The following is a 12,376-nucleotide window of genomic DNA, read 5'->3' as shown; positions in this document are numbered from 1 at the left end:
TCGATGCACACTTGTATTTTGTTATGCAACTAATTAATAATTGCTAAAAGCATGTTCCTGACATCTGCGTCGCTGGACCTCTTTGTTGAGACTTTCTATCCTTCTAGGTTATCCTCGTCAAACCTGCTCTCAGCTGAATCTTAATACATTGTGAACCTCTTCGTCTATATAACAAATCGCCGCTCATCTTCCGAAATGGAAGAGAGCGGCGATAGTACGCAATAAATTTATGAGGATTATTCGAGAATTTCACTTGCTTCAATCATTAAATGGGGGTATTAAAAATGAGACTGTTATTTAATCTACTGAACAGAATTCAAGAAGGTATAACGCCAAATTCAAAGTACTATAAAATGGATAGTAATGAATACAATAACTTTTTAAAACTGCTTGTTAAGCAAGGGTTTATCCAATCTTCAAAAGAAATTCGACTTGGTTATATTGTTGAGTATAAAATTACCGCAAAAGGCATTGAGTTTTTAGAGGAGAACAAACATTTTAAATTTGAAATGCCGAAAGATGAATTGGAAATCCCGCACTGGGTACGTTTTGAAGGTAAAGAATATAAGCCAAGAGTAAAAGAAGTGATATCTACCTCAAATAGTAATAATTTTTATGGGAATATAGATTATTCTCATTGGACGGAAAGCATGGAAATAGCTATAGATGCTTCAATCCAGCGGAATGGAAGCGGCAATGTACAAATCGCTGGTAAATCGACGGAAGAGGAAGTTTCGAAGATTGAAGAGGAGTTGGGCATAACCATTCCTGATTCATTTAAGCGTGTATTATTGTCATATTCTAAAAGGGTTTACTTCTTTTGGTATGTTCCTGAATCAAATGCATACTTACTGAATTACGAATCGTGCATGTTAAACAATGAAGAATACTATGCTACGAGTGAATTAGAATCGGAATTGAAAATACAGGGAGGCGGATTCTTAGATGATGGCCTCTGGGATCTGGACAAATTAGTGGATTACAATAGTATGAGAGAAGACTTAGATTATTTGGACGATGAATATAAGCAACAATGGGCTTATTCACTTGTTTTTGCGCGAGATGGAATGGGAAGTTATTATGCAATTGATTTAAAATACAATGTCGGGGAAGTCATTTTTCTATCTAATGAAGGTCAGTATCACGGGTGGAGATTAGGGAAAGATTTTGAATCTTTTTTTGCTAATTGGATTAAGATTGGTTGTGCAGGATCATATGTAAAAGATTTAATTGCTTTTTCCACCTTAGAATCCCCATATGTTTCTATTGACTCTGCAAGTTCCAAAACGCTTAAAATATGGATGTCAACAAAGAGTTAAGATATTGCAGATTCCTTTAAACAGAGTTGGGAATAATCAAGGAAGTTGGAAATTTATTGAGTAGACTCTGTCTAAGGCAGAGGTTTTCATGCAACTAAACTGATAGGGGTGGAGCTATTGAACGCTATGGAGTGTCGGGTTCAAAACGCCCTCCAAATAAGTTCAGGTTTTCCGATCGTGAAAAGTGGAGGATAGAACAGCGGTCTCAGAATTATGTGAAAATAGTTAACAATGATTACAGCAAGGGTCACAGTGCTATCCACTTGTGACTCTTTTACTTATCCATTAGTATCTACCCTAGATTTTTTTTGAAAAATAGTCAGCCCCAACTCAGACCCAAGTCCTTGCTTTTGATACCAATATCTTGCGATTCACAAAAAAGCACGGTTTCCAACTTTCCGTGTAATTAAAGGGAAGTTGAATGTTAAAGTCTTTAGTTTCGCTCAAAGGTCGTTACTAGATTTATTTCGACATTCCTTGTAAAATAAGGTTTGATCAACCGAAAGGGGCGTTCAAGCCAATGTTGAAAATAGGTTCTCACGTTTCATTCTCGGACAAGGGTCTGTTGACTGCAGCCGAAGAGGCAATCTCGTATGGTTCCAGCACGTTCATGATTTACACGGGGGCGCCGCAGAATACGCGCCGCAAACCCATCGACACATTATACATCGAAGAAGGCAAGGCAAGGATGGAATCAGCCGGGATCGGCGAGATCGTCGTGCACGCGCCGTATATTATTAATCTGGGCTCCTACAAGGATGATACGTTCGAGCTCGCCGTAAACTTCCTGCAAGAAGAGATTCGCCGTACGGACGCGATCGGCGTCCGCAATATCGTCCTTCATCCAGGTGCTTATACAGACAAGGATGCGGAGTTTGGCATCAACAGGATTGCCGAGGGATTAAACGAAGTACTCGCGGGAACAAGCGGCACGGCTGTCAATATCGCGCTCGAGACCATGGCCGGCAAAGGAACGGAGATCGGCAGAAGCTTCGAGGAGATTGCCGCCATTATCGAGAAGGTAAAGGACAACCATCGTCTGACCGTCTGCATGGATACTTGCCATATGCACGACGCAGGCTACGACCTCGTCCATGATCTGGACGGCGTTCTGGAGACGTTCGATCGAATCGTGGGACTGGATCGCGTCGCAGTCGTACACGTTAACGACAGCAAAAATCCGCGGGGAGCGTCCAAAGACCGCCATGCTCCCATCGGCGCAGGCTGGCTGGGGCACGAAGCGATCTCGAACATTATCCGCCACGACGCTCTGAAGGGACGGCCGTTTATACTGGAGACGCCGTGGATTGGCAAAGTCGACAAGAAGGAACGGCCAATGTACGAAGCCGAGATTGCGCTTTTGCGCGGTGATGTGAAGGCGCGCTTTGGCGAAGGTTTTCTTGAAGACGTCGAGAAGCTTCATCATTATTTCGGCAAGCACGAGATCGATCCCAGATCGTTTATCATCGATACGTGGACGCTGCTCAAAAATGACGCAAAGGCGAAAAAAGCCGATCCGCGCGAGCCGATGGAGCGCTTGTACGACATGCTGGAAGTAGACGGTCCGTTATCTTCCGAGCTGTCGGAGGAGCAAGTGAACCAGCGCTTGACGGCATGGTTTGCAGGGAAAGATCTGCTCGTAAAGGCTTAAAGAGGTTGTTCAAAAAGTCCGATTTTTGGAACAAAATTCATTGTAGAAAAGGAAGATTTATCCGATGTCATCTCAAGTAACCAAACTATCGAAAGGACAAGGAGGACGAGCCCGGATGCTGATCTCCTGTCCGGACCGTCCGGGCATCGTCGCGGCGGTGTCTCATTTTCTCTATGAGCATGGCGCGAATATCGTCTCCTCGGACCAATATACGATGGACCCCGAAGGCGGCATGTTCTTTATCCGTTTCGAATTCGACTTAAACGACATGGACCGGGAGCTTCCCGTTCTTGTAGAAGATTTCGCGCGGGTCGCCGACCGCTTTCAGATGAAGTGGCACACGTTCCGGGCCAGTCGCAAGAAGCGGATGGCGGTTTTCGTATCCAAGGAAGATCATTGTTTGATGGAGCTGCTGTGGCAGTGGCGCGCAGGAGAGCTGGATGCCGAGATCGCCATGGTTATCAGCAACCATCCCGATTTGCGGGAGCTTGTGGAATCGTTCGGCATCCCGTACCATCATGTCCCGGTTACCGCGGAGACGAAGGCGGAAGCGGAGCGCAAGCAGATGGAGATCGTCGCGGACAAAGCGGATATTATCGTGCTTGCCCGCTATATGCAGATTATTTCGCCGAAGTTTATCGAGCAGTTCCCGAACCGCATCATAAACATCCACCACTCGTTCCTTCCTGCTTTCGTAGGGGGCAAGCCGTATGCGCAAGCCTACAACCGTGGCGTCAAAATCATCGGAGCAACGGGGCATTACGTTACGGAAGAACTGGATGGCGGTCCTATCATCGAGCAGGACGTTCAGCGCGTCACACATCGCGATAACGTCGAGGATTTAAAGCGAATCGGCCGGACGATCGAACGCGTCGTGCTTGCGCGCGCCGTGAAGTGGCATATCGAGGACAGGGTTATCGTACACGGGAACAAGACGGTTGTATTCAATTAATGCCGGGTGATACAATATTCAAAGCTTTTAACCTGGCTTTGGATAGGTACAGAGAATGACAAATTAGGAGGAACACAAATGTCTGTCACGCAAAAATCTATCGATCAGCTGTCGATCGACACGATCCGTACGCTGGCGATCGACGCCATCGAAAAAGCAAAATCCGGTCATCCGGGCATGCCTATGGGCGCGGCTCCGATGGGGTACCAATTATTCGCCAAGGACATGGTCCATAACCCATCCAATCCGGAGTGGGTCAACCGCGACCGCTTCGTATTATCCGCAGGCCACGGTTCCATGCTGCTGTACAGCTTGCTTCATCTGTCGGGTTACGCGCTTCCGCTGGAAGAGCTGCAAAACTTCCGCCAGTGGGGCTCGCTGACGCCGGGTCACCCTGAGTTCGGACATACGGCTGGCGTAGACGCGACAACGGGTCCGCTTGGCCAAGGCATCGCGATGGCGGTTGGCATGGCAATGGCAGAAGCGCATCTGGGAGCCGTTTACAATAAAGAAGGTTTCAACGTCATCGATCACTATACGTATTCCATCTGCGGCGACGGCGACCTCATGGAGGGCATCTCGCATGAAGCGGCTTCCCTGGCCGGTCACCTGCAGCTGGGCAAGCTGGTCGTGCTGTACGATTCCAACGATATTTCCCTGGACGGCGAGCTTAGCTTGTCTTACTCCGAGACGGTTCAAAAACGTTTCGAAGGTTATGGCTGGCAAGTGCTTCGCGTTTCCGACGGCAACGATCTCGGCGCACTGACGAAAGCGATCGAGGAAGCCAAAGCGGACGCCTCCAAACCAACCTTGATTGAAGTGAAAACGGTCATCGGCTTCGGCAGCCCGAACAAAGGCGGCAAAGGCGGTCATGCCGGTCCTCACGGATCGCCGCTTGGCGCAGACGAGACGAAGCTCACGAAGCAAGTATACGGCTGGGATGAGAACCATCAGTTCCACGTGCCGGACGAAGTGCGCGCGCATTTCGCAGAGGCAAAAGCCAAAGGCGAACAAGCCAACGCGGCTTGGAATGATCTGTTCGCTGCTTACAAGGACGCCTATCCGGAGCTTGCCAATCAATTCGAGCTGGCAACGGCTGGCGACCTGCCCGAGGGCTGGGACGCGGAGCTTCCAGCGTACACGACCGAGGACAAGCCTTTGTCGACGCGCGTTGCTTCCGGCAACGCCCTGAACGGTCTAGCGAATCGCGTGCCGAACCTGGCCGGCGGCTCCGCCGACCTGGAAAGTTCCACGATGACCCACCTGAAAGGCCTGACGCAATTCAAACCGGGCAGCTACGACGGACGCAACATCTACTTCGGCGTTCGCGAGTTCGGCATGGCGGCGGCGATGAACGGAATCGCGCTGCATACGGGCATCAAAGTTTTCGGCGGCACGTTCTTCGTCTTTACGGATTATCTGCGTCCGGCAATCCGTCTGGCCGCGCTGATGAATCTGCCTGTCGTCTACGTCTTGACGCATGATTCCATCGCGGTAGGCGAAGACGGTCCAACGCATGAGCCGATCGAGCAACTGGCTTCCATCCGCATTATCCCGGGCTTGACGGTTATCCGTCCTGCAGACGGCAACGAAACTTCCGCCGCATGGGCTTACGCGGCAGAGAACAAGGGCAATCCGATCGCGCTTGTGCTGACTCGCCAGAACCTGCCGATTCTCGAAGGCACCGTAACGGGCGCCCGCGAGAACTTGGGCAAAGGAGCCTACGTAGTCTCCGACGCTGCCGGCGAGCCGCAAGCGCAGCTGATTGCAACGGGCTCCGAGGTGCAGCTGGCGGTAGCCGCTCAGAAAGCGCTGGCGGAAGAAGGCATCCAGGTTCGGGTCATCAGCATGCCGAGCATGGATCTGTTCGAGCGCCAGCCTAAGGCTTACAAAGACTCCGTCATTCTGCCAGGCGTAAAAGCTCGTCTCGCGATCGAGATGGCGCATCCGTTCGGCTGGGAGCGTTACACAGGCGATCAAGGCGACATTTTGGGCATCGACCGCTTCGGCGCATCCGCTCCCGGCGACCGCGTGATCAAGGAATACGGCTTCACGGTCGAGAATGTTGTAAGCAAGGTAAAAGCGTTACTGTAATAGCCATATGAGAGGCTGGGAAGGGCTTCGTTCGTTGGAACGAATTTCTCCCCGGCCTACTTGGATTGTATGAAACGCGCTGCATCTAAGGAGAACGGCGCCGACCGCTTCGCTCTGCCATTATTCAAATACTACGCCTGCTGAGGACTAAAGGAGATTGGATCAATTATGTCGCAATTCGAGAACGTAACCGTAATCAAAAAAGCAAACGTCTATTTCGACGGCAAAGTAACAAGCCGCGCGGTTGTATTCGCAGACGGCACAAAGAAAACGCTTGGCGTCATGCTGCCCGGCGACTATGAATTCGGCACGGACTGCCTTGAAATTATGGAAATTCTGGGCGGCGATCTTAAGGTGCTCCTGCCAGGCGAAACGGAATGGATCCATATCCAAGGCGAAGGCGAATTCAAAGTTCCCGCCAACACGAAGTTCAAGCTTCAGGTTGCCGAAGTGACGGACTACTGTTGTTCGTACATTTACGAGTAATCGCGTCAGCCGATGAGGCCGCATCGTTATAGCGATGCGGCCTTTTGCCGCAATTTCACATAAACGTCAACACTCCGACATTGTATTCCCTTATGAAAATGGGCTAAAGTTAAAACAATCACTACCAACTTGCAATAGGGGGATTCCAATCCATGAAGGAAAGAAATTACACGCCGCTGGTGACGGTATTAACGGTCGTCATCGTGGCGTTGGTCGCGATCCTGTTCTTTTTGCCGGCCTACGACGGCGAAGTCGGATTCGACGTTAAAATGCTGCCGCTGCTGAACGCGATTTTCAACTGCTTCACGTTTCTGACGCTGGTCGTAGCGCTGGTAGCCATCAAGCGCAAAAATATTAAAATGCACAGGGCGTTTATCGGTCTGGCCTTCTTGTCCACAACGCTGTTCCTCGTCTCTTACGTAACCTATCACTACTTGACGGAGTCGACCAAATACGGCGGCGAAGGCATACTTCGGGGGATTTATTTCTTCGTGCTGCTTACTCATATCGTGCTTGCGGTAGTCGTTGTGCCGCTTGCGCTGATGTCGGCCGTTCGCGGCATGACGAATCAAGTGGATAAGCACCGCAGAATCGCGAAATGGACGATGCCGATCTGGCTTTATGTCAGCTTCACTGGCGTCGTCGTTTACCTCATGATTTCTCCCTACTATTAAGTCGAGAAGCGGATGGCAGGCCCCCTCCAAACAGGGGGTTATGCTTGTATTCGGGGCTTTAATCCGATATTCTAAAGGAATAGTTACATAGAGGAGGAATTAGCAAACATGAGCAAAACCGTTCAATTCGATTATAGCAAGGCACTGGCTTTTATCGGTCAACACGAGATCGACAACCTGACAGAGCAGGTCAAAGCGGCACATGGCCAATTACATAACGGCACGGGAGCCGGCTCGGACTATCTGGGCTGGATCGATCTGCCAACGAATTACGATAAGGAAGAGTTCGCTAGAATCAAAGAGGCCGCTTCCAAAATTCAATCCGATTCCGAAGTGCTGATCGTCATCGGCATCGGCGGTTCTTATCTGGGCGCGCGCGCCGCGATCGAGATGCTGTCGAATTCGTTCTACAACATCCAGTCGAAGGAACAGCGCAAGACCCCTCAAGTGTTGTTCGCGGGCAACAACATCAGCTCGACTTACGTGACTCATCTGCTGGGGCTGCTGGAAGGCAGAGACTGGTCCATCAACGTTATCTCGAAGTCCGGCACGACGACGGAACCGGCAATTGCTTTCCGTTTCTTCCGTGCGGAGCTGGAGAAAAAATACGGCAAGGAAGAAGCTCGCAAACGTATCTATGCAACGACTGATCAGGAGAAGGGCGCTCTCAAAAAGCTGTCTAACGAAGAAGGCTACGAGTCGTTTGTCATTCCGGATGATGTAGGCGGCCGATATTCCGTACTGACGGCAGTAGGCTTGCTGCCGATCGCGGTAGCGGGTATCGACATCGATGCCATGATGCAAGGCGCGGCTGACGCATCCAAGGAATATGGCAACCCGAACCTGGCGGAGAATGAGGCGTACCAATATGCTGCGGCGCGCAACGCTTTGTACCGCAAAGGTAAAGTGACGGAAATTCTCGTCAACTATGAGCCTAACCTGCACTTCGTTTCGGAATGGTGGAAGCAGCTGTTCGGCGAGAGCGAAGGCAAGGATTACAAAGGCATCTACCCGGCATCCGTCGACTTCTCGACCGATCTGCACTCCATGGGCCAATTTATCCAAGAAGGCAACCGGAACATCTTCGAGACGGTTATTCAAGTGAAGGAAGTCGCGGAGCACATCACGATCGGCCATGACGACGATAACCTCGACGGACTGAATTTCCTGACGGGCAAAACGATGGACTTCGTCAACAAAAAGGCATTCGAAGGTACGCTTCTCGCGCATACGGACGGCCAAGTGCCGAACCTGATCGTAAACATCGCGGACATGACGCCGTACACGTTCGGCTACCTGGTGTATTTCTTCGAGAAGGCTTGCGGCATCAGCGGTTACTTGCTGGGCGTGAATCCGTTTGATCAGCCGGGCGTTGAAGCCTACAAACGCAATATGTTCGCGCTGCTCGGCAAACCGGGCTTCGAGAAGGAAAAGGCCGAGCTGGAAGCGCGTCTGTAGTTCCCGGGGACGGGAGGCGAAACAAATGAACTTAACCAGCTATAAAACGGTCAGGCAAGAAGCCAGCAAAGAAATCGTCATCAAAAAATCGCGGTTCATCGGCTACGCGAAACCTGTGGAAACCGAAGAGGAAGCCGTCGCTTTCATCGATGAGATCAAGCGGCTGCATCGTCAGGCTACGCACAATTGCTCCGCCTATGTGGTCGGAGAGCGCGATCAGCACCAGAAGGCGTCCGATGACGGAGAGCCAAGCGGCACGGCAGGCAAACCAATTCTCGAGGTGATCAAAAACAAAGGCCTTAAAAACGTCGTTGTAGTGGTCACCCGCTATTTTGGCGGCATTATGCTGGGCGCTGGCGGACTCGTGCGGGCTTATACGGACGGTGCGGTAGCGGGTATCGAGGCTGCTGAGGAGATCCAACTGGCGCTACATCGGGAGGTGTTCGTTGACGTGGACTACACGTGGTACGGCAAGCTGGAGAACGAGCTGCACGGCCGCGGTACGCGAGTGGGCGGTACGGAGTTCACCGACCGCGTGACGGTGCTCTGTCTGCCGGAGGAGCCTGCGAAGGACACGTTCATCGCGTGGATGACGGATTTGACGCAAGGCCAGTCGGTCATCACGGAAGGCGAGAGCCGCTATTATATTGAAGGCGAATAGACTTGAAGCCGGCGCGTTGAGCGCCGGCTTTTTCGTCGTTTTTAGGCGTCAGTAAGTAAATCGTCCGCTTTTCGAATGTGTAAGTCGCTCACGCCGACTTAAGTCCGCTAACTACCGCTTTTCGAGCGATTATGTGCAGTGGTATCAGGGGCCGTGTCCGCCGCCGACACGCGAGAGTAATTGTTCGAGTTATCGGGTCTACGGATGAGTCGACGTACTTATATATAAGAATAGGCTATTAAACCGATCAGTTTTTCGTAATTAACCATTGACTTCCTTTAGTGGTGGATGCTAAATTTATAATACCTAGTAAGCTAATAGGAATTGTGTAATTATGAAATGGTTAACACACCTGCGGCTCGAGCCGATGGTTTGGAGGGTTATGTCACAGTGAACGAAATATTCCGGGGGAAAGCCTGGAGCTTCGGATTCAGAAGCGCCATCATGATCTACTTTTTATGTCTTATTGTACTGCCGATTGTCGGGATATATACCCAATCCTTCTCGCTCGGCTGGACGCCATTTTGGGAAAGCGTCTCGGATCCGCTGGCCTGGAAGGCCGTACTGTTGACCCTCAAGCTGGCTCTGATTGCCACAGTGCTCAATATGTTGATCGGTACGATGATAGGCTGGGTCCTGATCCGTTACCGCTTCCCGGGCCGGAGCATACTGAACAGTCTCGTCGATCTGCCTTTTGCACTGCCTACCGCGGTAGGAGGTTTACTTATCCTTCTGTTGCTGGGGCCTAACAGCCTGATTGGCATGCTGGCCGGAAAGATTGGAATCGAGATCGTGTTCCACGAGCCGGCTATCGTCATCGCGATGCTGTTCGTTACGTTCCCCTTTGTCATTCGGGCCATTCAGCCGCTGCTGGAGGAGCTGGACCGTTCGGAGGAAGAAGCGGCTTACACGCTCGGCGCCTCCAAGGCGAAGACGTTCTTTAGCGTCATCTTCCCGACGATGCTGCCCGGTATTTTGAGCGGCGCAATGCTTGCCTTCTCCCGAGGGCTGGCGGAATTCGGGGCCGTCGTGCTGGTTGCGGGCAATATTCCCGGCAAGACGCTTGTTGCTTCCGTCTTTATATTCGGAGAGATTGAGAGCAATAACCCGCAAGGCGCTGCAGCCGTATCCGTTATGTTATTGACGTTGTCCTTCCTGATTCTGTGGCTCGTGAACCAGCTGCAAGCAAGGAGGTCGACACCGTGAGAAGACTGTGGATCATCCTGACTTATGTCATATTTACGCTTCTGCTGATCGTGCCGCTGGTTAAAATTTTTACGGGTGCATGGGAGGAAGGAATTGATGGCTTCTGGGATGCGCTGTCGCGTCCGCAATCCATCCATGCATTGATGATGACGGGTATTATCGTCGTTCTCGTTACGATCATCAACACGCTGTTCGGCGTCATGCTGGCGTTGTACCTTGTAAGAGCACAATGGCTGGGACCACGGCTTAAGCGACTGCTTAATAGCATCGTAGATCTTCCGTTTGCGGTATCGCCCGTAATCGGCGGTCTCATGATCGTCCTTATACTGGGACCAAGCACCGTCATTGGAGCATTGTTCGCCGACATGGGCGTCAATATCGTCTACGCGCTGCCGGGCATGATTCTGGCGACGCTGTTTGTCACATTTCCGATTATGGTCCGCGAGGTCATGCCGGTGCTGCAGGAAATCGGAGCTCAGCAGGAAGAGGCGGCATCTACCCTGGGGGCGTACTCCTGGTACACCTTCTGGAAGGTTACCTGGCCGTCCATCCGCTGGGGCGTCATCTATGGCGTCGTACTAACGGTGGCGCGCTCCATGGGCGAATTCGGAGCGGTGCTGGTCGTCTCGGGCAACATTATGAACAAAACGCAGACAGCAACGACCCTGGTCTACCAGGACGTCGAAAACTTTAACGTTGTGGCAGCGAACGGCATCGCGCTGGTGCTGGCCGCGGTATCCGTCGGATTGCTGCTGCTGATGGAATGGTCGAAGAAAAGAAGGGAAGTGCATTAGCCATGCATATTGAGGTTCGCGGCTTAAACAAAAGCTTCGGCGATTTCAACGCCGTCAAAGACGTCAGCTTCGACATCGAGAAGGGCAAGCTGATTGGGCTCTTGGGACCGAGCGGCGGCGGCAAAACGTCCATTTTGCGCATGCTGGCGGGACTCGAGACGCCGACCAGCGGCGATATTGTGTTCCATGGCCAACGCGTTAACGATCTGCCTCCGCAAGAGCGGGGCATCGGCTTTGTCTTTCAGAACTACGCGCTGTTTAAGCATATGACGGTATACGATAACGTTGCTTTCGGTCTTAAGGTCAAGAAGCTTTCCAAAGAGAAGATCCGCGAGCGCGTCATGTATCTCATCGAGCTTACTGGGCTCAAGGGCTTCGAGCATCGTTACCCGCATCAGTTGTCAGGCGGTCAGCGTCAGAGGGTCGCGTTCGCGAGGGCGCTGGCGCCCGAGCCGCAACTGCTGCTGCTTGACGAACCGTTCGCGGCGATCGACGCCAAAATCCGGACGGAGCTGCGGACTTGGCTAAAGGAAATGATCGAGCGCGTCGGCATTACATCGATCTTCGTTACGCATGACCAAGAGGAAGCCATCGAGGTAGCCGACGAAATCATGATCATCAGCAAGGGACGTCTGGAGCAGAAGGGAAGCCCTTGGGACATCTACAAAAATCCGGAGACGCCGTTCGTTGCTAGCTTTATCGGAGAGTCCACGATCGTTGAGGATATATCCATTTTGAAGGGCTTCGAGTCATTATCCGATCAACCCGGCACCAAAGCACTCATTCGTCCTGAATATATCGAGCACGGCAAGCCGGGCGAGATCAAGCTCGCATCGGCGGCAACGACGGCAACCGTCCGTCAGTTGCACTTTCGCGGAAGCGAATGGATGGTAGAGCTTGCGATCGGCGATACGAAGCTAATTACCTACCGATCCCTGGAACGAGAGGTGCTCCAAGTGGGAGGGCAAGTACAGGTACTCGTGCATCGCGCCTATATGTTCAACGACGACGACAGCTGGATTATGGAGAATCCGCTAAAGGTTGATCCGATGCCAATTCATATCTAGCTATAAGCCGACCT

General features: G+C 51.6%; 11 protein-coding genes. All 11 read left to right on the top strand.

The window, feature by feature from the left end; translation table 11 throughout:
* The first annotated feature begins 284 nt into the window (after positions 1-284).
* The 11 genes from B1748_RS25835 (at position 285) to B1748_RS25785 (ending at position 12,362) form a co-directional block, all read left to right on the top strand.
* Positions 285-1,319, top strand: a complete 1,035-nt coding sequence (locus B1748_RS25835; RefSeq protein ID WP_179215830.1) for an SMI1/KNR4 family protein — start codon at positions 285-287, stop codon at positions 1,317-1,319.
* 520 nt (positions 1,320-1,839) lie between these two features.
* Positions 1,840-2,970 carry a deoxyribonuclease IV gene (locus tag B1748_RS25830; RefSeq protein ID WP_087570831.1) on the top strand — a complete coding sequence of 377 codons (1,131 nt, stop codon included), beginning with the start codon at positions 1,840-1,842 and terminating at the stop codon, positions 2,968-2,970.
* 64 nt (positions 2,971-3,034) lie between these two features.
* Positions 3,035-3,922 (top strand): formyltetrahydrofolate deformylase, encoded by an 888-nt coding sequence (gene purU / locus B1748_RS25825; protein WP_087570830.1) that lies wholly within the window; start codon positions 3,035-3,037, stop codon positions 3,920-3,922.
* A 78-nt stretch (positions 3,923-4,000) separates the two neighbouring features.
* Positions 4,001-6,016 (top strand): transketolase, encoded by a 2,016-nt coding sequence (gene tkt, locus B1748_RS25820; RefSeq protein WP_087570829.1) that lies wholly within the window; start codon positions 4,001-4,003, stop codon positions 6,014-6,016.
* A 168-nt stretch (positions 6,017-6,184) separates the two neighbouring features.
* Entirely contained in the window at positions 6,185-6,502 is a 318-nt protein-coding gene (ppnP, locus tag B1748_RS25815) for a pyrimidine/purine nucleoside phosphorylase (protein ID WP_087570828.1), read from the top strand.
* Between the two features lie 152 nt (positions 6,503-6,654).
* Positions 6,655-7,176, top strand: a complete 522-nt coding sequence (locus B1748_RS25810) for a DUF420 domain-containing protein (RefSeq protein WP_087570827.1) — start codon at positions 6,655-6,657, stop codon at positions 7,174-7,176.
* A 108-nt stretch (positions 7,177-7,284) separates the two neighbouring features.
* Complete coding sequence (locus tag B1748_RS25805) at positions 7,285-8,634, top strand: glucose-6-phosphate isomerase (RefSeq protein WP_087570826.1); 1,350 nt, start codon at positions 7,285-7,287, stop codon at positions 8,632-8,634.
* 25 nt (positions 8,635-8,659) lie between these two features.
* Positions 8,660-9,295: a YigZ family protein gene (locus tag B1748_RS25800; protein ID WP_087570825.1), complete on the top strand. Its 636-nt coding sequence runs from the start codon at positions 8,660-8,662 to the stop codon at positions 9,293-9,295.
* A 390-nt stretch (positions 9,296-9,685) separates the two neighbouring features.
* A complete protein-coding gene (gene cysT, locus B1748_RS25795; RefSeq protein ID WP_256975929.1) occupies positions 9,686-10,501 on the top strand; it encodes a sulfate ABC transporter permease subunit CysT in 816 nt (271 codons plus the stop codon).
* A complete protein-coding gene (locus B1748_RS25790; protein WP_087570823.1) occupies positions 10,498-11,295 on the top strand; it encodes a sulfate ABC transporter permease subunit in 798 nt (265 codons plus the stop codon). The genes cysT and B1748_RS25790 overlap by 4 nt, the downstream gene beginning before the upstream one ends.
* A 2-nt stretch (positions 11,296-11,297) precedes the next feature.
* A complete protein-coding gene (locus B1748_RS25785) occupies positions 11,298-12,362 on the top strand; it encodes a sulfate/molybdate ABC transporter ATP-binding protein (protein WP_087570822.1) in 1,065 nt (354 codons plus the stop codon).
* The last annotated feature ends 14 nt before the right edge of the window (positions 12,363-12,376 follow it).

Source organism: Paenibacillus sp. MY03, from assembly GCF_002165585.1.
GTDB lineage: Bacteria > Bacillota > Bacilli > Paenibacillales > Paenibacillaceae > Pristimantibacillus > Pristimantibacillus agaridevorans.
This window is presented reverse-complemented; position numbering and strand designations above follow the sequence as displayed.